Annotated in this window: 26 protein-coding genes; 1 reads left to right on the forward strand and 25 read right to left on the reverse strand. The window is 45.3% G+C overall.

Annotated features, from left to right (window positions below):
* Window positions 1-44 precede the first annotated feature (44 nt).
* From WF803_RS00625 to rplS, 4 genes are all read right to left on the reverse strand, one after another.
* Window positions 45-434: a hypothetical protein gene (locus WF803_RS00625; protein WP_489611211.1), complete on the reverse strand. Its 390-nt coding sequence runs from the start codon at window positions 432-434 to the stop codon at window positions 45-47.
* Window positions 397-1785, reverse strand: coding sequence for a Y-family DNA polymerase (locus tag WF803_RS00630; RefSeq protein ID WP_489611212.1), 1389 nt, complete (start codon window positions 1783-1785; stop codon window positions 397-399). Before WF803_RS00630 ends, WF803_RS00625 begins: the two co-directional genes overlap by 38 nt.
* A gap of 100 nt (window positions 1786-1885) precedes the next feature.
* On the reverse strand, window positions 1886-2242 hold the full coding sequence (locus WF803_RS00635) for a metal-sulfur cluster assembly factor (RefSeq protein ID WP_489611929.1): 357 nt from the start codon (window positions 2240-2242) through the stop codon (window positions 1886-1888).
* Between the two features lie 95 nt (window positions 2243-2337).
* The gene (gene rplS / locus WF803_RS00640) at window positions 2338-2682 is read right to left on the reverse strand and encodes a 50S ribosomal protein L19 (protein WP_489611213.1); all 345 of its coding nucleotides are present in this window, start codon (window positions 2680-2682) and stop codon (window positions 2338-2340) included.
* A 249-nt stretch (window positions 2683-2931) separates the two neighbouring features.
* Between rplS and tpiA the strand changes: the two genes are divergently transcribed.
* The gene (gene tpiA / locus WF803_RS00645; protein ID WP_489611214.1) at window positions 2932-3687 is read left to right on the forward strand and encodes a triose-phosphate isomerase; all 756 of its coding nucleotides are present in this window, start codon (window positions 2932-2934) and stop codon (window positions 3685-3687) included.
* 59 nt (window positions 3688-3746) lie between these two features.
* Here tpiA and WF803_RS00650 read toward each other — a convergent pair whose 3' ends face one another.
* The 21 genes from WF803_RS00650 to pknB form a co-directional block, all read right to left on the reverse strand.
* Complete coding sequence (locus WF803_RS00650; RefSeq protein ID WP_489611215.1) at window positions 3747-3938, reverse strand: PspC domain-containing protein; 192 nt, start codon at window positions 3936-3938, stop codon at window positions 3747-3749.
* A 121-nt stretch (window positions 3939-4059) separates the two neighbouring features.
* Window positions 4060-4809: a tRNA (guanosine(37)-N1)-methyltransferase TrmD gene (gene trmD / locus WF803_RS00655; protein WP_489611216.1), complete on the reverse strand. Its 750-nt coding sequence runs from the start codon at window positions 4807-4809 to the stop codon at window positions 4060-4062.
* Window positions 4809-5330 (reverse strand): ribosome maturation factor RimM, encoded by a 522-nt coding sequence (rimM, locus tag WF803_RS00660; protein ID WP_489611217.1) that lies wholly within the window; start codon window positions 5328-5330, stop codon window positions 4809-4811. Before rimM ends, trmD begins: the two co-directional genes overlap by 1 nt.
* Before the next feature lie 66 nt (window positions 5331-5396).
* Window positions 5397-5648 carry a KH domain-containing protein gene (locus WF803_RS00665; protein ID WP_489611218.1) on the reverse strand — a complete coding sequence of 84 codons (252 nt, stop codon included), beginning with the start codon at window positions 5646-5648 and terminating at the stop codon, window positions 5397-5399.
* 20 nt (window positions 5649-5668) lie between these two features.
* Window positions 5669-5941: a 30S ribosomal protein S16 gene (gene rpsP / locus WF803_RS00670; RefSeq protein WP_489611219.1), complete on the reverse strand. Its 273-nt coding sequence runs from the start codon at window positions 5939-5941 to the stop codon at window positions 5669-5671.
* A gap of 94 nt (window positions 5942-6035) precedes the next feature.
* Window positions 6036-7472: a signal recognition particle protein gene (ffh, locus tag WF803_RS00675; protein WP_489611220.1), complete on the reverse strand. Its 1437-nt coding sequence runs from the start codon at window positions 7470-7472 to the stop codon at window positions 6036-6038.
* A 16-nt stretch (window positions 7473-7488) separates the two neighbouring features.
* On the reverse strand, window positions 7489-7821 hold the full coding sequence (locus WF803_RS00680) for a putative DNA-binding protein (RefSeq protein ID WP_489611221.1): 333 nt from the start codon (window positions 7819-7821) through the stop codon (window positions 7489-7491).
* Between the two features lie 86 nt (window positions 7822-7907).
* Window positions 7908-8930, reverse strand: coding sequence for a signal recognition particle-docking protein FtsY (ftsY, locus tag WF803_RS00685; protein WP_489611222.1), 1023 nt, complete (start codon window positions 8928-8930; stop codon window positions 7908-7910).
* A 50-nt stretch (window positions 8931-8980) separates the two neighbouring features.
* Window positions 8981-12547, reverse strand: coding sequence for a chromosome segregation protein SMC (gene smc / locus WF803_RS00690; protein WP_489611223.1), 3567 nt, complete (start codon window positions 12545-12547; stop codon window positions 8981-8983).
* A 1-nt stretch (window position 12548) separates the two neighbouring features.
* Window positions 12549-13265 (reverse strand): ribonuclease III, encoded by a 717-nt coding sequence (gene rnc, locus WF803_RS00695; RefSeq protein WP_489611224.1) that lies wholly within the window; start codon window positions 13263-13265, stop codon window positions 12549-12551.
* A 69-nt stretch (window positions 13266-13334) separates the two neighbouring features.
* Complete coding sequence (acpP, locus tag WF803_RS00700) at window positions 13335-13565, reverse strand: acyl carrier protein (RefSeq protein ID WP_489611225.1); 231 nt, start codon at window positions 13563-13565, stop codon at window positions 13335-13337.
* Window positions 13566-14603 carry a phosphate acyltransferase PlsX gene (gene plsX / locus WF803_RS00705; RefSeq protein WP_489611226.1) on the reverse strand — a complete coding sequence of 346 codons (1038 nt, stop codon included), beginning with the start codon at window positions 14601-14603 and terminating at the stop codon, window positions 13566-13568.
* Window positions 14584-16632, reverse strand: coding sequence for an ATP-dependent DNA helicase RecG (gene recG, locus WF803_RS00710; protein WP_489611227.1), 2049 nt, complete (start codon window positions 16630-16632; stop codon window positions 14584-14586). Before recG ends, plsX begins: the two co-directional genes overlap by 20 nt.
* 17 nt (window positions 16633-16649) lie before the next feature.
* Window positions 16650-17663, reverse strand: coding sequence for an MsnO8 family LLM class oxidoreductase (locus WF803_RS00715; protein ID WP_489611228.1), 1014 nt, complete (start codon window positions 17661-17663; stop codon window positions 16650-16652).
* A gap of 113 nt (window positions 17664-17776) precedes the next feature.
* Complete coding sequence (locus WF803_RS00720; protein ID WP_489611930.1) at window positions 17777-19402, reverse strand: DAK2 domain-containing protein; 1626 nt, start codon at window positions 19400-19402, stop codon at window positions 17777-17779.
* Between the two features lie 55 nt (window positions 19403-19457).
* Entirely contained in the window at window positions 19458-19820 is a 363-nt protein-coding gene (locus WF803_RS00725; protein WP_489611229.1) for an Asp23/Gls24 family envelope stress response protein, read from the reverse strand.
* Window positions 19821-20007: 187 nt separating this feature from the next.
* Window positions 20008-20196: a 50S ribosomal protein L28 gene (rpmB, locus tag WF803_RS00730; protein WP_489611230.1), complete on the reverse strand. Its 189-nt coding sequence runs from the start codon at window positions 20194-20196 to the stop codon at window positions 20008-20010.
* A 79-nt stretch (window positions 20197-20275) separates the two neighbouring features.
* Complete coding sequence (locus WF803_RS00735; RefSeq protein WP_489611231.1) at window positions 20276-20932, reverse strand: thiamine diphosphokinase; 657 nt, start codon at window positions 20930-20932, stop codon at window positions 20276-20278.
* Window positions 20925-21581: a ribulose-phosphate 3-epimerase gene (gene rpe / locus WF803_RS00740; RefSeq protein WP_489611232.1), complete on the reverse strand. Its 657-nt coding sequence runs from the start codon at window positions 21579-21581 to the stop codon at window positions 20925-20927. The genes WF803_RS00735 and rpe overlap by 8 nt, the downstream gene beginning before the upstream one ends.
* Before the next feature lie 18 nt (window positions 21582-21599).
* Window positions 21600-22478 carry a ribosome small subunit-dependent GTPase A gene (rsgA, locus tag WF803_RS00745; RefSeq protein ID WP_489611233.1) on the reverse strand — a complete coding sequence of 293 codons (879 nt, stop codon included), beginning with the start codon at window positions 22476-22478 and terminating at the stop codon, window positions 21600-21602.
* Window positions 22479-22480: 2 nt separating this feature from the next.
* Window positions 22481-24517 (reverse strand): Stk1 family PASTA domain-containing Ser/Thr kinase, encoded by a 2037-nt coding sequence (gene pknB, locus WF803_RS00750; RefSeq protein ID WP_489611234.1) that lies wholly within the window; start codon window positions 24515-24517, stop codon window positions 22481-22483.

The following is a 24517-nucleotide window of genomic DNA, read 5'->3' on the forward strand; positions in this document are numbered from 1 at the left end:
TTGGTCAGTATTGGTCAATATCGGTTAGACCCTAGTTGCCGGCTTTAAACTTGAAACCATTTTTCAATATCCAAGACCTGAACATGGCGAATATCGTCATAGTCAACCGGATACTGATCGATTAGGCAACGTTCCTGATCCAATTGTCCTAACACAAAGCCTTCAATGCTCGGTTTAAGTCGCCCCCAGGAGTCACGACGATTCAACTGAACAGCAACGGGCTTCTCCTTCTGGTAAGCCTTAGCTAGCTTTTGATTAATTTCATCAGGACTCATTTGAAAATAAACTTTAGGGGAGTAATGCTCATGAGCATTATTTTGGCGAATACTCTGCTGTAACTCCTCCATGGCATAGGCCGTGCGCCACTTTAAACCAAAAGGTTGGTCGCGATAGCTATTATAGTCTTTGAATTCTTTTTTTGTACGCTTTACCATGACCTTGATTCTCCATTCCTGCTAAGCCACCGGCATGGCCCCCTACCAATTGAGAACGTTCCACCGCACGTCCGCCTTTTTGCAGGGAACTCGTGCGAATTAAACTCTTAAAGCCATATCGCTGGCGAATTTCATCAACAACAGTATCTAATTTCTGCTGGCGTAGTTGCATTTTAGGCTCGATCAATAAATTCATCTGCATACCGACCATGGGCGTCAATTGGCTAGCAGTAACCCCCAAGTGGCGAACCAGCTGGCCGTCGTAAGTGTCTTGGAATAGTTGCAATAGTACCTGCGTAAGCATTTTTGTTGCTTGCGTAGGCTCAATGCGCGTTTCTATGCATAAGTAGCGCCGGCCTTGCTGATCACGGTAACCTTGACTATAGCCCAAACTTAGGGAAAGCTTTTGCGCGGTCACCTGCTTCCGCCGCAAGCGAGTTGCCACCTGATCAGCCATTTCACGAATAACTAAGCGCAGTTCAGCCGGATCACTATAATCATAGGGAAGCACTTGATGGTGGCCCAGGGAGCGATCGTGTGTTCGATATTTTTGCCCCAAGAAAGAACGATCAATCCCGCGACTGCTAGCGTACATTTGTTCGCCTTTAACGCCAAATTTATCCTTCAGCAAGAAATAATTGGTATGGGCTAAGTCATAAGGGGTATTGATCCCTAAACCCTGCAGCTTTCTAGCCGTCCGGCGGCCTATCCCCCACATGTCCGTTAGCCTAGGGATTTGCCAAAGCGTGTTAGGAATATCCTCATACCGCCACTCTGCTCGCAAATGAGGGGCTTTTTTGGCCGCATTGTCCAAGGCTAATTTAGCTAGTAAGGGATTATCCCCAATGCCAGCAGTAATGTAAATCCCTGTTTTTTCTAAAACTTCGGCTTGAATACGTTGGGCCAATTCATCAGCGGTCCGCGCCTTAAAAAGGCGCAAGGAATCTGTCACATCTAGAAAACTTTCATCGATGCTATAGACCGAATGATTTTCTGTATCCACATAACTTTGGTAAATGCGATTGATTTCCCTGTTTTTTTCCATGTAATAGCGCATGCGGGGCGGCACAATATGCAAGTCCTTGGGGTAAGGGTAAGGTAAGTCCCGCGCCCTTGCAACATTAGGAATATGATAAGCTTTTTTGGCAGCCGGAGAACTTGCCAAGATGAGGCCCGAGCCTCTTTTTTTACCAGGCCCAAAAGGGTAAGACATGACAACTAATTTAGTAGTCAGTGGATTTAAGCCCAAGTCAACTGCTTCCACAGAAGCATAAAATGACTTACAATCCAGGCATAGAATGTCTCGACTAGGTTCTCGTTCATAATCAAAAATAGGATTATTAGGCCACATACCAAAAGCTCCTCTCTTCTTACCATTAATACTAGAACATTTGTTCGGTAAATGCAAGAAGAAATAAACGTGCTGAAGTAAGCACGTTTAGATGAGAAGGCTAACGAATCCCTAAGGCAATGCGTGCATAACGAGATAGGCGTTTCGTGGACCAAGCGGGAACCCATACCAAACGGACATTCGTGGCTTTGATCGCTTCTAAAGGAGCCAAAGCGCGATTCACTTCATCAAGAATAATATCTTGGAGCGGGCAGCCCATCGTGGTTAAGGTCATATTCACCAGTAAATGGCCTTCACGGTCCCAAAAAAGGTCATAAATTAAACCTAAATTGACAATATCAATCCCTAATTCGGGGTCAATAACCGATTCTAGAGTCTCCATCACTTCTTCATATAAGCCTGGCTCATCTTCTTCTAAACGATGGAAACGTGATAAATCGCCAAAAATTTCTGCCATATTTTCCATCATTTCACCCCTTTTTATTCAATATTGTGCTTTTGCTTCTATTAAAATAAAAAGCAGCCCCTAAAAGACTGCTTATTGTATGACTTTTAACGACGTTCTTTAATCCGAGCAGCTTTACCGTGACGTTTGCGCAAGTAGTAAAGTTTAGCGCGACGAACACGACCACGACGCATGACTTCAATTTTAGCAACGCGTGGCGTGTGGAGTGGGAAAGTACGTTCCACACCAACACCGCTAGAGATTTTACGAACAGTATAAGATTCACTTAAACCTTGGCCACGGCGTGAAACAACGACCCCCTCGAAAATCTGGATCCGTTCACGACTGCCTTCAACGACTTTGGCATGAACACGAATGGTATCCCCAGCGCGAAACTCTGGAATATCATCGCGGAATTGTTCAGCCGTAATCTTATCAATTAATTGGCTCATGTTGATAACTCCTCTCATGAAATAACAGTAGTCAATATTCATATCCTAAAAACAGCGGAATATTGAGCTAGGCTCAAAGCCACATGCTCTATCATAGCAAATAAGGCTGTGCCTGTAAAGGCCCTAGCGTGACTATTTCTTCCTTTCCCTTGCATATGTAAGCGTATTTCCGATGTCTAACGCTTTCATTAGCCCTAGCATAGAAAGCATGGTAAAATAAAGAAGATTGATAGAAAGGGAGGCAGCATTATGCCAAAAACAATTATCGCTGGAAATTGGAAAATGAACAAAAACCATCAGGAAGCAGAGGCTTTTTTCACTGCAGCCAAAAAAAAATTCCCTGCCGATCTTCCGGCCACTCTGCTCGTTATTCCACCTGCTCTCTTCCTCTGGAAAGCTTGTGAAGAATTCGCGGATACTGCTATTGCCGTAGGAGCCCAAAATTCTGCGGAAGAAGATAGTGGAGCCTTCACGGGAGAAATCAGCCCGCAAGCCTTAAAAACATTAGGTGTGCAATATGTCCTGGTGGGTCACTCTGAGCGCCGGCAAATCTATAAGGAAACGGATGATAATTGCCAGGCCAAAGTCAAAAAAGCTCTCGATAATCAACTCATCCCCATCCTTTGCGTAGGAGAAACCTTGGAACAGCGTGAAGCTGGCCAAGCGGAAAATTTCATTACGGAACAGATTAAAGCTGCCCTCACCGGCCTTTCTGAGCACGAATTAACCCAAGTGGTGTTAGCTTATGAACCTATCTGGGCGATTGGAACGGGAAAAACAGCTTCCGCAGAAGAAGCCGAAGCCATCTGCCAGGTAGCCCGCGAAGCCATGTATGAATTAGCTGGCAGTGATATTGCTGAGGCCACCAGCATTCTCTACGGCGGCTCTGTTAAGCCCGATAATGCCAAGGAAATTCTTTCCCAAGCTAACATTAACGGGGTTCTCGTCGGGGGAGCAAGTCTTGAAGTCGATAGCTTTAAAGCAATCGCCGAAGCCGTTAAGTAGTTAAAAAGCCCATATAAAAAGTGCAACCGCTAGTGGTGGTTGCACTTTTTTATATGATGCTATTCTGGCCGCACAGGCAAAAGCGCCGCACAAATGAGATAGGCAAGTATGCCAAACATCCCAGCAAAGCCTAGCACGACGAAGATAATTCTTAGCAGATTAGCGTCGATATTTAAGTATTCGCCCAAGCCTCCGCAAACACCGAAGAAAATACGGTTATCACGGGAACGGTATAATTTTTTCTGAGCCATGTTCCTCACCACCTTTACCTTCATTATAAAGTATTAAAGGCGGCAAGAAAAGGAAAGAAAAGCTGTTGGAAAAAATCTGTCTTAAGCCTGAAAGAAGTCCCAAGGGCAGTATTAATGAGTTCTAGGGCAAGTCCTCATCTACTGCTTTTTGAAATTCTTCTAACCACGCTTCTTCTTCGGCGGTCATTGTTTCCCCAACCAGTAAATCAGGACGTCTAAGGAAGGTTCGCCGCAAGGCTTCCTTATCCTTCCATTTTTGAATACGCGCATGGTCACCACTTAAAAGGACTTCCGGAACGGACTGCCCTTCATACTCCCGTGGGCGTGTATATTGAGGGTATTCCAAACGCCGCTCTGAAAAAGATTCACTCTGCAAGGATTCCCTGTTTCCAACTGCCTCATCCAGCAAGCGCACCGTTGCATCAATCACCACCATCGCCCCTAATTCACCACCTGTGAGGATATAATCACCAAGCGATATCTCATCCGTCACATAATGGCGAATTCGCTCATCGTAACCTTCATAATGGCCACAAATAAACACCAAATGCTCTGCTTGAGCTAATGCCACAGCTTTTGCTTGCGAAAAAGTTTCCCCGGCTGGATCCATTAAAATAACCCGAGTTTTAGGATCGGCTGGCTTTATATCTAGGGCTTGTAGGGCCCGATGAATTGGTGGGACTTGTAAGAGCATGCCTGCCCCACCCCCAAAAGGATAATCATCCACATGGCCATGCTTATTCATGGCATGCTGCCTAAAATTATAAGGGGCAATATGGACTAAGCCGCGCTCCTGAGCCTTGCCCACAATGGAATGCTCCATCGGACCGGTAAACATTTCTGGAAAAAGCGTCAGAATATCAATATCCATTATGGCATCAGCCCTTCCAGCAAATAAATCACGACTTGGCCAGCTTCTAAATGAATTTCTTTGACAACATCAGTGACCACGGGGAGTAAAACACGTTCTTTTGTATTTAATTTTTCCATCACCCAAATATCGTGGGCAGGATAATTTTCGATCTCAATAATCGTTCCCAAAAGATTTTTTTCTTCATCATAAACGGATAAGCCAATAATATCATCATAGTAATAGGTATCAGCCGCCAGCTCATCCTCACGTTGGGAGGCCGGGATCCCTAATTCTGCATCCTTAAAGGGTAAGACGGCCTCAAGGGTGTCATAGCCAGCAAAATGCAGAATTTCAAATTGCTTATGCGTTCGGTGGCTGGTGATTTTAACTTCGAGGGGGGAAGCATTTGCCCTTAAAATAAGAAGTTTTTCTCCGGGAGTATAACGTTTTTCCTTAAAATCGGTAATCGAAAGCACCCGAACATCACCTTTCAGGCCTTGAGTATTGACAATAGTTCCCACTTGATAATAGGCTGGCATCTTAACCTCCCTGATAAAAAACTAGGATCAAGCTGATCCTAGTTACTTCTGCAGGTATACTGCATATTATTCTTCATCGTTACGTTTAATGATTAACCGAATGCGACGGCGATTTTCCATACGAACGCTATATAGAATCGTTCGAATAGAATTGGCAACACGGCCATTCCGACCAATCACCCGGCCCACATCATCGGCATGTAGGCCAAGATGGTATTCTAAAAACTCCTCACCATCGACAGTATTAAGCTCAATGTCCTCAGGATGTTCGACCAGAGGCTCTACAATGGTTAACAATAATTTTTCAATATCTGGCATGGAATCATCCTATTCTATTCTTATTTTTTAAGTTTGCTTTCGTGGAATTTTTTCATAATTCCGGCGCGCGAAAGAATATTACGAACGGTATCGGAAGGTTGAGCGCCATTGCCTAGCCATTTCATAATTAATTCTTCGTCTAATTTCACTTCTTCAGGTTCTGTAGTGGGATTATAAGTTCCTACTTGCTCAATAATGCGTCCATCACGTGGAGAGCGAGAGTCTGCTGCGACAATACGGTAAAAGGGATTACGTTTTGCACCCATACGTTTCATTCTTAATTTAACTGCCATTGATTGTTCCTCCTATTAATATCTTGTTTACAGTTTTATACTATAGCATGTTTAAGTAGGCCTGTAAAGGAGTTTTCCTTTACACTTCAATTTTTTACCGGCGCCGTCCTAATTTTTTATTTAAGCGGCGACGCATTTTCTTGGCTTCAAGGATATCGCGCTTATCACGGCCTTTAGCGGCACCACCGCCCCCGCCAAAGCCACCGAAGAGGCGATCTAGCCCAGAGAAATTCCCCTTGGAAACCCCACTCATCATACTCCGCGTCTGATTAAACTGCTTAATCAAGCGATTAACTTCCGCAAGCTGCGTGGCTGAGCCTTTAGCAATTCGCCGCCGCCGACTTTGTGAAATTTCATCCGGGTTTTCCCGTTCATAAGCCGTCATGGATTGAATAATGGCCTTGGTTTTAACTTGTTCTTTCGGATCAATATTAAGCTTACTGGTATCTAGCATTTTATTTAAGCCGGGAATCATTTTGATGATATCCTCCATGGAACCTAATTTATTCATCGAGTCCATTTGCTTAAGGAAGTCATTGAAATCAAAAGTATTTTCCCGCATCTTTTCCGCCATCGCCATGGCTTCGGCCTCATCAAATTCCTTCTCGGCTTTTTCAATGAGGGTCATCATATCCCCCATCCCAAGAATCCGATTAGCCATCCGATCAGGATAGAAAATTTCCAGATCAGTTAATTTCTCCCCTAAGCCCGCAAATTTAATCGGCTTGTGGGTAATGCTAGCAATGGAGAGCGCCGCCCCACCGCGAGAATCCCCATCCAGCTTAGTAAGAACAACGCCAGTAATGTTAAGAGCTTCGTTAAAAGTCTTAGCAACATTGGCAGCTTCCTGGCCCGTCATGGCATCAACCGTCAAAAGAATTTCATCGACATCGATGGCTTGCTTAATATTTTTAAGCTCATTCATCAGATGCTCATCAATCTGTAGACGGCCGGCCGTATCAATAAAAATTGTATCGTAGCCTTTTTCTTCGGCATAGAGCACGGATTTTTGTGCAATGTCCACCGGATCAGCTTCGGTACCCAGCTCAAAAACCGGCAAGGAAAGCTGTTCCCCAATAGTTTGTAGCTGCTGGATGGCAGCAGGCCGGTAAACGTCTGCCCCGACTAACAGGGGCTTGCGCTTTTCTTCTTTTTCCAGAAAATGGGCTAGCTTACCAGCGGTGGTTGTTTTCCCTGCCCCCTGCAAGCCGACCATCATGATAATATTAGGCGTTTTATCACCTAACTTAACATCGACTTGCTCGCCGCCTAAAAGCTCTGTTAGCTCTTCATTGACAATTTTTAAAATCTGCTGGGCAGGGGATAAGGAGGCAAGAACATCACTATTTAGGGCGCGTTCATTCACCCGTTTAACAAAGTCTTTGACCACTTTGAAGTTAACATCCGCCTCCAACAAGGCAAGGCGAACTTCACGCATCATCTCTTTGAGGTCAGCTTCTTTAATCTTTCCTTTTTTACTGACACCTTCAATAGCGTGCTGTAAGCGATCCGATAAATTTTCAAATGCCATGAAATCACTCCATTATTTAGTCTAATAGCTTCAATTGCCTGAGCCGTTGCTCCAACTCTTCGTCGGCATATTCTTTTTGGATATACGCCTCCAAGGCTGCTAAGGCCTGCCTGCGCGCTCGGTATTGTTCGACAAGATGTAACTTTTCCTCATAGAGGATTAAAGCTTCCTCTGAACGCTGCAAATTATCATAGACGGCTTGCCGGCTCACTTGAAAATGCTCGGCGATCTCCCCTAAAGAGAAATCCTGCCGGTAATAAGCATCCAAATACTGTTGCTGCTTCTTCGTTAGCAAGGCGCCATAGAAATCATAGAGGCGATTAATCCGGTTGGTTTTAACTAATTCCATATTTTCCTCTTTGTGTCAAGGTATAAGCCTTTACAGTGTTTAAGGATACCCGAGTGGGCAGACCTTGTCAATCAGTGACCTTAGGCCTACTTTGAAACCTCTAAAACACCACGGACCATTTGGTAGATAAATTGTTCGGGATCAAATTCCTCAATATCATCGAGCTGCTCACCCACCGTGATAAATTTAACCGGAACGTCCATTTCATAGCGAATGGCAAAGATGACGCCCCCTTTACCGGTCCCATCCATTTTGGTCAAAATAATGCCAGAGATATCGACCGTTCGTGCAAATTCCTTCGCTTGCAGCAGGGCGTTTTGCCCAGTGGTCGCATCAAGAACGAGAAAGGTTTCTTGGGGGCCAGCAGGAATTTCTCGCTGAATCACTCGATTCATCTTATCTAATTCCTTCATCAAGTGTGCCTTATTCTGCAAGCGACCGGCGGTGTCCACGAGCAAGTAATCAACATTCTCTTCCTTCGCTTTCTTAACGGCATCAAAAACAACTGAAGCCGGATCGCCTTGGGCCCGCCCCATGACAATAGGAACGTCCACACGTTTGGCCCACTCTTCTAATTGCTCCACCGCACCTGCTCTAAAAGTGTCCCCAGCAGCGAGTAACACGGACTTTCCGGCTTGCTTTAAGCGATAGGCAAGCTTCCCAATTGCCGTCGTTTTACCGACACCATTCACGCCCACAAACAAAAATACGGTCGGTCCATTGGGGTTGGTTTCTAAGTGCGTGTCAGCTCGGCCATTTTTTTCATAAATTTGAACCATCGTCTGCAGCACCGTGTTCTTAACTTCTTCACCACTTTTAGCATTATTTAGCTGGATCTCTTCGCGGACAGCATCAGAAATCGCCAAAGTCATATCAAAGCCGACATCACTTGCAATCAAGGTTTCCTCGAGGTCCTCAAAGAAATCTTCATCCACTTCACGAAAGCCAGCAAATAAGGCGTTCAAGCGTTCCGCAAAGGTGCGCCGAGTTTTTTCGATTCCCTTATCATATTTTTCTAGAACAATTTTTTCTTCTTGCTCTTCTTTTTGTTTTTTAACAACTGGGTCTTCTCCCGTAAAAGCTTTTTTAATACGATCAAATAAAGACATGGCCAATTCCCCTTTCCTCTTTACTATCATTTTAGCATAGTCTAGCAATTTTATTCTTCTGTAAACAAGGCCTCAAAGTCCTCTAAATGCACCGAAACAATGGTGGAAACTCCGGCTTCTTGCATCGTGACCCCGTATAAAACACTGGCAGCCACCATCGTGCCCTTACGGTGGGTAATGACAATAAATTGTGCCTTGTCCCGGTAATTTTTTAAGTATTCCCCATAGCGGTATACATTAGCTTCATCTAAAGCTGCCTCCACCTCATCTAATACCACGAATGGTACGGGCTTTACTTTGAGGATCGCAAAAAGCAAGGCGATGGCAGTAAGAGCTTTTTCTCCGCCTGATAAAAGGCTCAGTAATTGTTTTTTCTTACCCGGTGGGCGGGCAATGATTGCCACTCCGGTCGTGAGGGGTTCCTCTTCATCCGTTAACTTAAGATCCGCTTCCCCACCGCCAAATAAGGCAGGGAAAACGTCTTGAAAAGCGGTTCGGACTTGTTTAAAGGTTTGGGTGAAACGTTCTGCCACTTCCTGATCCAAATCGGCCATGGTTTTTAAAACATTCGCCTTAGCCGTCTTGGCATCTGCCCTCTGAGTTTCTAGGAAATCTTCGCGTGCTTTTAACGTTTCGTATTCCTCAATCGCGGCTAAATTAATGGCACCCACCCGTTCCAATTGACCTTTCAGACGTTTAATTTTATCGCGGGCAGCTGGCACCGATAATTCTAGCGGATGCTTGTCTTGGGCCCGTTCAAACGTGAGCTCATAGGTTTCATTTAAATACGCCAGTAAATTATCCATCACCACTTCATAACGAGTTAATTGCTGGGCCAATTGATTTTTGCGATCACGAATTTCTTGGGCCTGATGAGCTAATTCCTCACGCTTGCGCTCTTGGGCTTGCAAGGTTTCGTTTTGAGCATTTTCTTTTTCTAATAGCTGGGTCTGCTTTTCTTCAAGAGTTTTTAATTGACTCGTTTTGGCCTGCAGCTCCTGTTGGAAATTTTCTAATTCCGCTTGCAGCTCATGCAACTGCTGACTTTTCGTTTCTGCTTTCGTCTTATTTTCTTTTAAAGACGCCATAATTTCAGCTTTTTCTTTAGTCAATTGCTCGTTTTGCTCTTGGCTGTGTTCACGGCGTTCGCTTAAAATCGCTAATTCCTGCCGGCAGGCCTGGTAAGCTTCTTCAACTTCCTTGGAGACTTGGGCATGTTTTTTGGCTTCTTCATTAAAGGAAGCAATTTGCCCTTTGATCTCTTCAACCTTTTTGACTTGGCCATTTTCTTCTTTAGCCAAAAGGGATGCTTGATCTTGCTTCGTTTGCCAATCGGCTTGAGCTTCTTTTTGGTCTAACTGAAGAAGTTTACTTTCGCGTTCTAAGTCCTCTAGCCTCTCCGTGAGAGCCGCGAGGTGTTCCTGGCCTTTTTCCAAGCTTTGCTGATGCTTTAGGAGAGCAGCCTGAACATTCTCCCCTTGCTGCTTAAGGTCTTCACAATGCTTCTCATGCTGCAAGCATTTTTCCTTCAGCTCCTGCGCCCTACCTAAAGTTTTCTCATAAGCCTGCTTTAACTGGCGGAAATTTTGCTGCCGCTGGAGAAGCGCCGAATCATGACGGTTTTTCCCTCCACCAGTCATGGCGCCCCCCGGATTAAAAACATCGCCAGCTAAGGTGACCAATTTCTGACGGTGCCCTAATTGCCGGGCAATAGCGCGGCCACTCGTTAAGTCTTGAACTAAAAGGGTCGTATTCAATAGGGATTTAACGATGTCTTCATAAAGGGGCTCATAGGTCACTAAATTTGCTAAAACACCAAGATAACCAGGGCATTGGGCAGCCATCTTTAAAGTATTTGGCGGCAGGGAGCGGCCTTTGATGACATTCAAGGGTAAAAACGTCGCCCGGCCAGCCTTTTCCCGTTTCAAATAGGTAATCAAGCTTTGTGCTAAGCGGTCCGAATCGACCACAAGGTGTTGCTGGCGAGAGCCCAGAGCGGTTTCTACTGCCAAAGCATGTTCTGGCTGCACGGATATAATGTCCGCCACGAGGCCATGAATGCCAGGAAATTGTGCCTTGACCTTAAGAATTTGCCTGACCCCATAATAGAGGCCTTGGCCTTGCTCTTCAGCTTTTTTCAAACTTTTAAGTTCTGCCTCTTGCTGGAAAAGCAATTTTTGCTTCTCTTGTTCTTTTTCAGCCACTTGCCGCCCTTTAAGCTGCTCCGCCTCGTATTGCCTTGCTAGACGCTTTTGTTGCCTTTTTAAGTTTTTTATTTCGCCCTCATCATGCTTCATTTGCTCTTGATCATCTTGGAGGGTTTTCTTGGCCGCTGTCAATTTAGCCTGCAAATCATCCTGCTGCTGGCTATAACGCGCTATGATTGCCTCTAAATGCTTTTGCTCTTGTCGGCAAGCCTGACGATCATTTTTTATTTGACTTAATTGCTGTAATTCTTCAATATAATGATCGCGCAAGCTTTCAACATCAAGACTTTGATTTGAGCTTAAACGTGTGCGCTTTTCTTGTAATTCTTTTTCCTGCTGGCTTAATTCAGCAAGCTTATCAAGCAATTGCTCCAAATTTTTTTGCCATTCAAGTTGGGCGCTATGGACTTGGGCTGCTTTTTCTTCCAAGGCCTCTTTTGCTTTTGCTAATTGCTTTTGCTCTAAACGCATATGATGCCGTTTCTCGGAAGCTACGCGGTAATCGCCTTCTAAATGCTGTCGCGCTTGATTCATGCTTAAATAGCGTTCTTGCTGGTCAGCTAAGGTAGCGTTGATGGCTTTGAGGTCCCTTTTACCCGTCGAAAGTACTTCATCCAGGGCTTGCCTCTCTGCGGTAATATGTGTTAGGGCTTCTTCTTGGCCACGAACCTGCTTGTGAACTAGCTTCCACTGTTCCTTTGCGGTCTCAATTTGCACGGTGGTGAGGGCTTTATCTAAGCGTTCGAGTTCATTTTTGGATTCTTGGTAAAGTAAAGCCTCGTCATGCTGCACCTTCAGCGTTTTAACTTGCTGACTCACTTCGCTTAAAATATCCTCCAAACGCAGTAAGTTAGCCTCAGCTTGCTGAAGTTTTAATTCCGCTTCTTTTTTGCGATTTTTATAGACCATGACGCCAGCTATCTCCTCAAAAATCTGCCGGCGTTGTTCCGGGCGCTGGGTTAAAACACGTTCCACTTGACCCTGGGAGATCATGGAATACGAATCGCGACCAATACCTGTATCCCATAATAATTGTGTAATATCCTTGAGGCGGCAAGTTTTCCCATTTAACGTATAACGGCTATCTCCTTGCCGGGTATAGCGGCGTGAAATCGTGACCTCATCTTGCTCCAGGCGGAGACTGCGATCAGCATTGTTAAATTTTAATTGAACTTCTGCATAAGGGGCCGCTGCTTGGCTGGCGGTGCCTTGGAAAATAATGTCTTCCATCCGCTCCCCACGCAGGCTTTTGATGGATTGCTCGCCGAGAACCCAGCGAATAGCCTCCGCAATATTCGATTTACCACTGCCATTAGGCCCTACAATAGCTGTAAAATCATCAGCCAGTTTTAAAACGGTCTTCCCTGCAAAACTTTTAAAACCTTTAATTGATATAGCTTCTAGGTACATTTTATTCTTCGGTTCCTAGGCCCGGTTCTAATTTAGCGAGGGCCGCTTGGGCAGCATGCTTTTCGGCGATTTTTTTAGAGCGACCCTGGCCGGCCCCTAATTGCTTGCCATTAAAGAAAACAGCAATCACAAAATTTCGGCAATGGGAAGGACCGGTTTGCTCCAAAACTTCATAAGTGATTTTAGCTGGGCCATATTGCTCCTGTAAGACTTCTTGTAAATGTGTTTTGGGATCCGGGTGAGCATGAAAAACGCCTTGGGCTATGAGCGGTAAGAGGCTTTGCTCTAGAAATTTCTGAACCCCTACTAAGCCCAAATCCAGGTAAAGGGCACCACAAACCGCTTCAAATAAATCACATAAAAGCCCCGGACGCGTCCGGCCACCATTTTTTTCTTCACCAAAACCTAAGCGAACAAAACGATGAAAACCACACTCCTGACAGCGCAAAGCCAGGCTCTCTTCACAAACAATCGCGGCCCGCAAGCGCGATAATTGCCCTTCACGCTCGGCAGTGTAGTGCTCATACAAATAATCGGAAACGATCAGATCAATCACAGCATCCCCGAGAAATTCAATACGTTCATTGTCTGGCTCCGTTTTTCCACCGTGCTGTTCGTAAACAAAACTTGAGTGGGTAAAAGCTTCCTGGTAGTAAGCTTCCTTTTCAGGTTTAATGTCAAATTCCGCTTGGAATAAGTTTTGAATCTCTGTCCACATAATTTCTCCTTCATGAAACCACAATGGAATGTGCTCGACGATGAACACATTCCATTGTATTCTCTTTCTTTATTTTTCTTGGATCGCTTTGACGATATCCTGCACTGTTTTTATTTTCTCAACCTCTTGGTCAGGGATTTGGATTTGGAAGGTATCTTCAATTTCCATCACCATTTCCACAATATCTAGGGAATCTGCCCCTAAGTCTTCGCAAAAGGATAAATTTTCATTCACCTTTTCAGCTTCCACACCAAAGCGGTCAACAATAATTTGAAAGACAATGTCATAAGTTTTTTCCACTTATTCTTCCTCTTTCTCTAGGCTTTCGGGCAGCGGATGGGCTTTAAAAATATCCGCTAACTGGCCATACAAATCACTCGATAATAATTGAAGGGCCTGCTGGCAAGCTTGCTTAAAGGCTTGTTCGTTAGCGTCCCCATGGCATTTTAAAACGGGCGCACGGAGGCCGAACACTAAGCCAGCACCGGCTTCATTAGCGTCCAGAACTCCGGCTAATTTTTTGAGGTCTGCTTTTAAAAGTAAACCACCCAGTTTTCCGGCTAGACTGCCTTCTTGAATTGTTTTTTTCAGTAATTGAATAATCGTACTGGCCGTGCCCTCCATCGACTTTAACACCATGTTCGCTTGAAAACCATCGGCTACCAAAACATCACAGCGATTTTTAAATAATTCATGCGGCTCCACATTACCTATAAAGTTTAATTGGGAATCAGCCTGTAAAACTTCATAAGCTTCACGCGCTAATTGATTTCCTTTTTTCGCTTCCCGGCCATTATTCAGAAGGCCAATTCTAGGTTTTTTAATCTTAAAAACAGCCTCAGTATACGCCCCGCCAATCACAGCATTTTGCCATAAATGCTTGACCTTGCTGTCCACATTAGCACCGGCGTCCAAAAACACCAAAGGCCGCTCCATCGCTAGTAAGGCGGGCACTTGAACCAGAAAGGCAGGCCGTTCGACCCCGCGCAGGGTTTTGACTTGGGTGAGGCCCCCAACCATCAAGGCTCCCGAATTTCCTGCTGAGATGCAAGCGTCACACCGCCCTTGGCGAACAGCCTTTAAAGCTTGCATCATCGAAGCTTGGCGCTTGCGGCGCACGGCAAAAGTGGGGGAATCCTCGTTGGTGATCACATCTTCACAATGAACATAGGTTAAATTACTAGGCTTGTCTCCTGGCAATATGTTTCGCATCTGCTCTTCTTGGCCGTATAAGAAAAACTCATGTTTGGGATAAGCCTGGGCCGCTTGATAAGCTCCAAGTACGGGAACTTTTGGGGCATGGTCGCCTCCCATGGCATCAATCGCTATTTTTGTCATAAATCCTCCTTCGCTTTTCTAAAGCTTGTAAGCGGGGAAAACGTTCTGGCTTAGCTGCAAATTGCCAAGCCACATAAGTAGCATCACGATGGGCCGCTTGCAAAATATCTCGATCCGCAATGGGATCAGCGGCATGAAATTCGGGCAAGCCGCTTTGCTTCGTTCCTAATAAGTCACCGCTCCCCCGCAAGGCTAAGTCAGCCTCACTGAGGTAAAAACCATCCGCTGACTCGGTCATAATCCGCAGGCGTTCCTCGCCAACTTCCGTTCTCGGTTCAGCGACGAGTAAGCAATAAGCTTGCGTTTGCCCACGCCCCACTCGACCACGTAGCTGATGAAGTTGGGCCAGGCCAAAGCGTTCTGCACTTAAGATAATCATTAGATTCGCATTCGGCACATCAACACCGACTTCAATCACGGTGGTGGCCACTAAGACATCAATTTGGCGCTCTTTAAAGGCAGCCATGACTGCCTCTTTCTCCTCAGCTTTTAATTGCCCATGCAAAAGCCCCACCCGATAGCGAGGGACTAGGCGTTTTTGGTAGGCCAAGTAAATTTCCTCCGCATTTTCAGCTGCCTCGGTCTCTGAATTTTCAATCAAAGGGCAAATAATATAGGCTTGATGGCCAAGGGCTAATTCGGCCTCAAGCTTTTGGTTCACCTGCTCCTCTTGAAGCGGTCGCACCCATTCCGTAATAATGGGCTTACGACCCCGCGGCATATCGCGCAGGCGGGCAATATCCATGTCTCCATAGAGTGTCAATTCTAAGGTTCTTGGAATCGGAGTGGCACTCATCGCCAGCACATTAATCTTAGCTGCCTTATTTTTTTCTTCTAAAGCTTGCCGCTGCTTAACCCCAAAACGATGCTGTTCATCAATAATCGCTAGTGCCAGGGCCTTAAACTGAACATCCTCTTCCAATAAGGCATGTGTTCCTAGCAAGAGGTCGATTTCACCTGCTGCTATTTTTTTTAAAAGTTCCCGTCTTTTTTTAGCGGGTAAGCCCCCCGTTAAAAGCGCTAGGGATAGCTGCTGACCCAAACGCTCTTGGGCTTCTAGGTAATGCTGCTCGGCCAAAATTTCTGTAGGCGCCATGAACACACTTTGCTGGCCCGTTAAAGCCACCGCTAAGCAAGCAAGTAAAGCCACTATCGTTTTCCCACTCCCCACATCCCCTTGCAAAAGCCGTCGCATAGGATAAGGGGCGCGCAGATCGCGGCAAATTAAATTCGTAACTTCTTTTTGCCCGGGCGTCAATTCATAAGGCAAAGTTTTAATAAAAGCCTGTAAGGCATGATTGGGATAAGGAACTGCTAAACCAGCCACCTGCTGGTAACGTGTCCTTTTAAGCTGGATAAGTTGCCACTGGTAGAGGAAAAATTCCTGGTATTTGATTTGCCAGCGGGCCTTCTGACTCGCTTCGATGTCTTTGGGGAAATGCATGGCATAGAGGGCTTCATGGTGGCTTGGTAAGTGGTAATAGTCGACTAAAGCAGGTGGAAGAACCTCTTCGATACAGGAGTGGTATTTTTCCCAGGCCAGCTTCATCCAACGTTTAAAATCCTTTTGACTCAGGCCCTGCGTCGTGCGATAAACGCCTTCTGTTTGATCCACCTCGCCAGAAGCATCCATCTTAATCAATCTTTGCGCCGCTAATTGCTGGCGGCTCGCGTCATAGCGACCATAAACAATAACCGGTTCCCCCAAATGAATTTGCTTTTTGAAGTAAGGCTGATTGAAAAAATTGATCCTTAGCATGGCCTGCTCTAACTTAATCGTAAAAGTTAAGCGGCTCCCCTTGCCTGAGCGGAAATAGTGAACCACTGGTGGGCTCATGACTAAGCCCATGAGGGAAGCCATCTGCCCGTCCTCAAGTTCACTAACATGCTTAACAGAAATATCCTGGTAGCGGAAGGGAAAATGATATAGCAAATCCTTGACGGTGTGAATATCTAAGCGCGCCAGTTGTTCTGCTTTTTTCTGTCCAATCCCCTTAAGGCAGGTGACCGGATCATGCCAGTTGGCCATTTTTCCCCCTCCTCAATTTATAGTTCAATTTGCCCTAAAATTTCAACGAGTTCCCGCCTTTGTGCTTGACTGGCGAGTTGATTGAGAATAAGAAATTCATCCACCTGATAGGTGGTTTTTAAATGTTTTAATTGCTTAGCCAGTTCCTTGGGCGTGCCGACTACCTTAGCCGCCTGGTATTGGGCGAGTATGGCTTCTTCCTCCGCATCGAATGGATAATCACTGGCATGCATCAGATCCAATAACTGGTAAACCGAGCGTTTATCCTGCCGGAACGTCAAAATCCAATGATTAATGGCTGTTTCCAAGGCAGGCAACAGCGCATAGTCATAAGCGCTAATGGCATAGAGTGATAAAATCACATGAGGTTTTTTAAAATAAGGGCCCGGTTTGAAATGCTTCCGGTAAGAAGCAATGGCTTGGCGGCAAGTTTCAGGGCAAGGATTCAAAAATAAGCCATAGCACAAACCCAAGCCTTGTTCAGCAATAAAATAAATATGCCGCTCACTCGCTGCCGTAATATAAACGGGTGCTCCATGCTCTTCTTGCGGGGGATTGACGCTGAGTCTCCGGTAAGGATGTTCTGCTGGCAAGGAATGTTCTAACAAGCCCAACAACAAAGCGAGGTGCTCTTCATAAGGAATCGACTTAGAAACTTGCTCCAAGGAAAAAAGCGAAGTGACATCTTCCTGAGGCAAACTATAGCCTAAACCAATATCAAGGCGCTTCGGGAACATATTCTCTAAGGTCGCTAATTGTTCGGCCACGAGGTAGCTAGGATGATTATTCACCAAAATGGAACCCGTTCCCACCCGAATCTGTTCTGTTGAACTCAGCGCCCGGGCCGCAGAAATCATCGGTGTACTGCCAAAAATGGCCGGCGTACTGTGGTGTTCAGCAAACCAATAACGCTTGAGCCCCATTTGGTCGGCCACCCGCACTAAATTAAGGGAATTTTGAAAAGCTTCTTGGGCGTTAGCGTTACTGTCTCTCGGTATGAAATCGAGGATACCAATTTTTCCTGTCATCATGGATACACCTCCTTCATTTGTATTATTATAACATGCCCAAAGCATGGGCTCACCTGATGGTCGCTTCTTACTTAAAAAATACCAATCTGCAAGCAGATTGGTACGGGAAAATATTATTCCACAGAAATGAAATAGGAATAGACCGGTTGACCACCGTCATACACCTCAAGGTCTAAATCCGTGTATTTCTCTTCCAATTTTGCCGCTAATTCTTCCGCTGCCTTGCGGCTAATATCAGCACCATAAATCAAAGTGATTATCTCCGAGTCTTCTGCCAGCATTTTTTCCACGGTCGTTAAGCAGCTCTCTTCCAAATCAGCACATGAGGTCACGATATCACCTTCGACAAGTCCCATGTAGTCATCCTTTTCAATGGCTAGACCTTCGATCGAAGTTTTCCGAGTGGCTTGGGTAATTTGACCACTCGTCACATTCGCTAATTCGGCTGTCATTTGCTCTTCATTCGCTTCTAAACTATCCAATTGATTGAAACCTAACATCGCACTTAAGCCTTGGGAGACTGTTTTAGTGGGAATAACCACAACCGGCTTATCGGCAAGATCAGCGGCTTGTTGGGCTGCCATGAAAATATTTTTGTTATTAGGCAAAATAATAACATCTTCCGCATTGACTTGTTCAATCGCTTGTGCAATATCTTCGGTGGACGGATTCATGGTCTGGCCACCATTGATAATTTTACTGGCGCCTAGATTCGTAAACATTTCCGCTAAGCCCTGACCAGCAACAACGGTTAAAATACCATGAGCCACACGTTCTTTGGCTTCGCTAGCTTCCCCACGATGGAGAGCTTGATTTTGCTCCCGCATATTATCAACCTTAATTTTAATGAGGGAGCCAAAACGTTGGCCGTAATTCATCACTTCGCCAGGTTGTTCGGTATGGACATGCACTTTAACAATTTCATCATCATTAACGACGAGTAAGGAATCCCCTAATTGATTTAAATACTCACGGAAATCTTCATAGGAAAACTCCTCTTCTACGGTACGCCCTTCACCTAAGCGGACCATAATTTCTGTACAATAGCCATATTTAATATCTTCAGGCCGCACGTTAGCATGGCTGGCATGATTTTCATGGTGGGCCAATTGGGTCACATCCGTGCTCTCCACCGACAAGGTTTGTTCAATGGGAACATGCTCACCCTTTAAGGCCTCCAAGAAGCCTGTATAAATTGTAAAGAGCCCTTGGCCGCCACTATCCACCACACCGACTTCCTTTAAGACAGGTAATTGCTCGGGAGTTTTCTTTAAGGCTTCATCGGCCATCTGATGAACGGCAGTCATCACGGCAAGCACATCATCCGTAGTTTTAGCTTTTTCCAAGCCGGCTTGGGCAGCTTCTCTGGCGACGGTAAGGATCGTGCCTTCTACCGGTTTCATAACCGCCTTATAGGCCGTTTCCACACCATGTTGAAAGGCGTTCGCCAAGTCTAAGGCACTAGCTTCCTGGCTTCCCTCTAGGCCTTTGGCAAAGCCTCGGAAGAGTTGGGAGAGAATGACTCCTGAATTCCCTCGAGCGCCCATCAATAAGCCTTTGGCGAGATGCTCGGCAACTTGGCCCGTTTCTTCCTGCGCTTGTTCTTCAACATAAGAGAGACCTGAAGTAAAAGATAGGCTCATATTCGTGCCGGTATCACCGTCTGGGACAGGGAAAACATTTAATGAGTTGATAAATTCCGCGTGTTCTTTTAAGCGTTTTTCCCCCACCCGAATCATATTAGTTAGTTCCTTTGCGTCTATAGCTTTCACAGCTTACCTCCTCATTAAACGGTTAGTCTTCGATCATACGAATGCCTTGGACGTACACATTAACAATATTAGCGGTAAGGCCTAAGACATGCTCCAATTCAAATTTGACCGAACTTTGCACATTACGGCAGATTTCAGAAATTTTAGTGCCATAATTGACCATAATATACACATTGATCACAATCACATCATCTTCATTAAAAACAACGACACCCCGTGCATAATTTTCACGGTTAAGAATTTCTTGAATTCCGTCGCGTAATTGATTTTTACTGGCCATGCCGACAACCCCATAATTTTGAGTCGTGGCTTTGCCGACAACCGTGGCAATGGCTGCATCATTAATGTCGATTTCTCCATATTTAGTTTGCATCTTAACGGCCATATTATTTCCTCCTTGTCCGAAAAGAAAGTGAGTTTTATCATGGCTACTCTGATCATTTTACTATAAATAAGCAACTAAGTAAAAATGTAACCGAATTCTTTTTCTTTTGTCTTCTTAGCGGTCACTTGAGCTGTATTATTTATTTTATGTAAAATAAAAAAGAGGCGCGTTTGCCTCTTTTAAAATCTTATACTCGATCAACAAGCCCAGATTTTAATGCCCGTGCGGAAACCCAAACACGTTTTGGCTTACCATTAACTAAAATCCGTGCTTTTTGTAAGTTTGCTTTAAATTTGCGTTTATTAGCATTCAAGGCATGTGAACGGTTATTGCCCGTTTGCACTTTACGACCTGTGTAATAACATTGTTTAGCCATTGAAATTCCCCCTTCCAATCTACAAATGCTTTATCATAGTACCATAGCCAAGCCACTTCCGCAAGCTTGTGCTTAAAATTTAATCACGAGCTTGAATGGCGAGGACGTAACCCTCCCTAAAAGAACACCGCATGCTGGGCTGGCCGGGTAAAAACTCATTCGACACATAGGTGTAGGCGTGTGAAACATTTTTATCCACCAAGGGATATTTGACATTTTCTAATGTAAGGCCAGAAACGGGCGTCAGGCAAGCAAAAGAGAGGTAGGAATAACGACACTCTGCCTGGATGTCATGTTCACCAGGCCGTAAAACTTCAACTTGGTAGTCTGGATGATAGAAAAACCAGGAGCCTGTTAAAACTTGGTAACGCTCTTCCAAAACGAGATACAAATTACTAAGCATATGGTCGAGGCGGCCGCCTAAAAGCCCATAAGCATGAATGGGCAAATGAGGCCAGCGCTCTGCCACAATATTCAAAGCAGCTTCTGTGTCCGTATCATCTTTTTCTTGGGGAAGGCTTAAAACTTCTTCAGCTGCCGTTTCTACTTGCATTCTTTCGTCCTTTTTCAGAGAATCGAAATCGCCCACAGCCAAATGTAGGGGCAGGCCTAAGCGTAATAGGCGCCAAGCCCCGCGGTCAATCCCAATAAAGTAAGTCTCCTCAAATGAGTATTGATCACGTCCTGCGTCAAAAGACTCTTTCCCACCGCCTAAGAGAACAATTTGCTTAAGCATGGTAGGTGGGGGCTTTTAATGCTTCAATCGCCCTTTTAACATTATCAGAGCCAAAAATGTAAGAACCAGCGACAAAAACATCAGCGCCATAGCCTAGGCAAGTTTTTGCCGTGTCAGGCTGAATGCCCCCATCCACCTGCAGGAGGTAGTCGTAAGCTTCTTCTTCTCGCCACTTCGCTAAAGTTTCGACCTTTTGCGCTGCTTCGGGGATAAAAGCTTGGCCGCCAAAGCCTGGGTTAACGGTCATGACTAAAACCATATCCACGAGGGGCAAGACCGGGTGTAAGCTTTCTGCCGTTTCACCAGGATTAATGGCTACACCAGCTTTCATGCCTGCGGCTTTAATTTTTTGCAAAACCCCATGGATATGGGGTGTCGCATTAAGGTGAATCGTCATCATATCGGCTCCTGCCTGGGCTAAAGGCTTAATGTATTGCTCAGGCTTTTCGACCATCAAATGACAATCAAGAAATAGTTTAGTTTGCGGACGCAAGGCCGACACGACTTGAGCACCAAACGTCAGATTAGGCACATAATGGCCGTCCATCATATCAATATGAACCCAATCGGCACCGGCCTCTTCAATGCGTTTCACCTCTTGGGTAAACTGACCAAAATCAGCACTTAAAATGGATGGGGCAATTAACATATCTTTTTCCTCCTTGACTTAGTAGCTTTTCTTTTGTTCTTTAATTTCTTCATATAAATTGAGATAGCTGTCATAGCGACTTTTCGCAATTTGTCCAGCTCCCACCGCTGCCTTGACCGCACACCGTGGTTCATGCGTATGTGTACACGTTCGAAATTGGCAAGCCTCTTGGTAGGAGCGAAATTCAACAAAACATGCCCCCAAAGCTTGGGGAAGAATATCTTGGAAAGTCAGACTCGAAAAGCCCGGCGTATCCACAAAACTAACCCCTGCTTTATCATATAAGCTAACGTCGCGTGTCGTATGCCGTCCCCGCCCAAGGGCTTTAGAAATTGGTTGGGTTTCAATGACTTCCTCATCTAATAATTCATTGAGCAAGGTGCTCTTCCCCGCACCCGATTGCCCAACGGTCACCACTGTTTTTCCTTTTAGGGAGGCTAAAAAAGCATCCCATTGGTCACTTAATGACAAATTATCCCATATCGAATAACCGATGTTTTCATAAATTTGCATAAAGCGGCCGGTTTTCTCTTCCTCCTTAGGAGCGAGCAAGTCCATTTTACTGAAATAGAGTATCGGCTCCAGACCCTGAAACTCGAGGTAGGCAAGGAAGCGATCAAAAAGCTTGGCCGAAATTTTCGGCTGGACCACTGAAGCCACCAGTAGGGCGGCATCAACATTAGCAACTTGGGGACGGTTAAGCATATTTTTGCGGGGCTCAATAGCGGTAATAATACCCTCATGCTCATTTTCACTGGTAAATTCCACCCAGTCGCCGACCAGGGGTGAAATATTTTTTAAGCGAAAATGCCCCTGGGCCCGCGTTTGAAAAATATGACTTTCACGCGTTTTGATATAGTAGAAGCCAGCCTTAGCATTTATAATTTGACCAAACATCCTTAATCACCTGCCTTGACCCGATTTTCCATGACTATTTTTCCGTTTTGAACAATTTTAAATCTGGCCTCCTCACCCACACGCGTTTCAAAATGCATCGTGTAGTCGCGATCAGCTTGGATCGTAAATTGGTCAGCCACTTGATCGTAAGCATGGTTCAAATCCTCAATATAAACTTCAATTTGGTCTCCTGCTTGACTTTCTGCATACACCGGTTGACTACGCCAACCTAACCAACCCAACAACTCCCGCAAGCGTTCAATAGGATCTTCTTCATTACCCTCCGTCTCTTCTCCCGTTCCTTGATAGGTTAAGCTCACGGTATAAGAGAACCGCTCCGTCTCTTGGCCTTTGGAGAGAGTCACATCCATTTGCTGGCCTTCTTCAAATTTTTCTCCAGGGGCAATACTTTGACTGAGGACCTGATCGGGATCTTGATTTTCAGCATATTGCTCATGGAAATTAACTTGAATTCTGACCTTTTTAGCATAGTCAAGAACTTCTTGGCGACTACGGCCCGTGAGATCTTCCATCGTGAAGGTTTCTGGCCCTTTGCTGACCGTCAAAGTGACTTTTTCGCCAGGCTTGGGTTTTCGATTTTCGCCTGCTTTTAAGCTCTGCGCCAGCACGTGGTCTTTATCCATTTCTGCACTAAATTGGTCTTTTTTAACCACTTCAAAACCTAATTGCGAGAATATTTTCTTGGCTTCTTTAAAGCTTTTCCCTGTCACATCAGGAATACGCCGTGATTTAGGTCCCGTACTGGTAAATAAGTCCACTTTACTGTTCTTCTTCACTCGCGTATGCCGACCCGGAACAGTTCTCACGATCAAGTCCGGTTTGATCGTGTCACTCGGTTCCTTATTAATTTCACCGATTTTTAAATTAGCCTGCTGCAACTCGGCAATCGCCTCGTCCTGGGTCGCGCCCGAAACATCGGGAATACGAATCCCCCCTAATTGGGTGAAGCGAAACAATAGGAAGAAAATGAGAAGAAGAATACCGATGCTGCCACCCGCAATGCCGAATAACCAACGTTTACGCGGCAGCAATTTGCGATGCCTGGGAACTTCTTCTTGTGGCCCATTCTGGGCTAAGTGCTTATTTTCCTCGGCAACGTCGTCAAAGGTCCACTGGTGCTCGGCAGTTAAGGGCTTATTAATCACCATTGTTTCTTTGCTGGATAAAGGCGTTCTGACAATGGTTTCGGCCAAGCGATTTTGATCCAAGGCCGATTCTAAATCATAAGCCATGGCCTCACAAGACATATAGCGAGCCTCACGGTCTTTGGCGGTGGCCTTATAAATCATATTTTGAATCGTGGGCGGGATATCGGAGCGGAAATCTGCCAGATCGGGCAAAGGTTTTTGGAAATGTTTTACCGCTACTCCGACCGGGGATTCTCCATCAAAAGGCACCTGCCCCGTCAGCATTTCAAAAGCCACAATACCTAAGGAGTAAATGTCGGAGCGTGGCGTTGCAAAGCTACCACGGGCTTGCTCAGGGGAAAGGTAGTGCACCGAGCCAATGATAGCACTCGTTTGCGTCAGGGAGGTTTGGGTGCTCACGATGGCAATGCCAAAATCCATGATTTTAACCTGCCCATTTTCGGTGATCATAATATTTTGCGGTTTTAAATCGCGATGGGTAATGTGGTGCTCATGGGCACATTGTACCCCCGCTAACATTTGTAAAAACAAGCTCTGGAAGGTTTCTAAGGGCATCGGTTGATTCTGCCGAATATACTGCTTAAGGTCAATCCCCCGCACGTACTCCATAACAATAAAATCACCACTAGAGCCTGTTCCCACATCATAAATGCTAACGATATTAGGATGATTCAGTTCACTTACCGATTTTGCCTCCCGCTCAAAACGTTTGGCAGCATCTGTTTGATCATCAAGATCGAGGCGCAGAAATTTAATGGCAACTTCTCGATTCAAAATTAAATCTTCGGCAAGATAAACATTGGCCATGCCTCCCGAACCGAGCAGGCGAATAATTTGGTAGCGTTCAGAAATAATCTGACCTCTCCGCAT

The sequence above is a fragment of the Aerococcus sp. BD502 genome (assembly GCF_057919555.1).